Origin of the sequence: Erwinia sp. MYb416, assembly GCF_037479575.1 — a bacterium.
GTDB classification, from domain to species: domain Bacteria; phylum Pseudomonadota; class Gammaproteobacteria; order Enterobacterales; family Enterobacteriaceae; genus Erwinia; species Erwinia rhapontici.
Genome location: NZ_JBBGYT010000370.1, coordinates 1 through 849 on the forward strand (window position 1 = coordinate 1; position 849 = coordinate 849).

The window sequence follows — 849 nt, forward strand, 5'->3', positions numbered from 1 at the left end:
ATTGCGCAAAAGCAACGCAATAAGTCTCGCGATACCAATAACGCCTTGTTAACTTTCCGTGGCGAAAAAAACTGGAAAATGCTTTACACGCGCTCAGACAAATTACTGCGTGCCGCAAAGCTGGGGATTGAGTATCCACGTATTACCAGGCAACAGCTGGGCATGCGCGGTCTTGAAGAGTATCTGATTGCCGATGAACGTACTTTTTATATGCAGTCGTAATCAATGGCGAAGCCCTACGGCGGAACAGGTGTTCCGCCGTTATCCTTCGCTTGTTGTTCGGTCTGCTGGCACAAGCCGGAATGCTAAGAAAAAGGTGTCGCACGATTTACTTCACTGGGCCGACGTTATCTGTGTGATGGAACAGAAGCACAAGAATCGTTTAGTGGCTGAATATGGCCGAGTCATCGAATATAAATCCCTACATGTCCTCGATATCCCCGATGATTACCTCTTTATGGACCCCGACCTGGTAACAATATTTTTACACACCGTGCCAGAAAAGCTGGGGTTGGTAATTGAAGGGATGGCAGGAAAGTGATCGGTTATATTCTGTTTAGAGTCGATGCCCGTGCTGTCAGATAGATTTTTACTGCGCCAGCAGACACAACCACATATCCACAGGCACCGGATGAACATCTCGTCCGGGATTTGTGGTGTCCTGGCGACTGCTTTGAGCGAGGAGCGGACGTCGCGCAGACATTAGAATGCCAAGCGACTATGATATGGATGTTGTGCTTTTTACTCCCATCCCATTTCTTTGTAAGTCTTACTATCCTGTGCAGGAAAATCAGTTTGATATTCTCCCCAGTTACGGAACGCGTAATATCTTTTCATCGCTTCAAAGTG

At 47.2% G+C, this 849-nt stretch carries 2 protein-coding genes; both read left to right on the plus strand.

Annotated features, from left to right (window positions below; translation table 11 throughout):
- A partial coding sequence (locus WH277_RS05360) for a hypothetical protein (RefSeq protein WP_339504846.1) occupies positions 1–222 on the plus strand: 222 nt, incomplete at its 5' end.
- Complete coding sequence (locus WH277_RS05365) at positions 194–541, plus strand: low molecular weight protein tyrosine phosphatase family protein (RefSeq protein WP_339458034.1); 348 nt, start codon at positions 194–196, stop codon at positions 539–541. The genes WH277_RS05360 and WH277_RS05365, both read left to right, overlap by 29 nt.
- Positions 542–849: the final 308 nt, after the last annotated feature.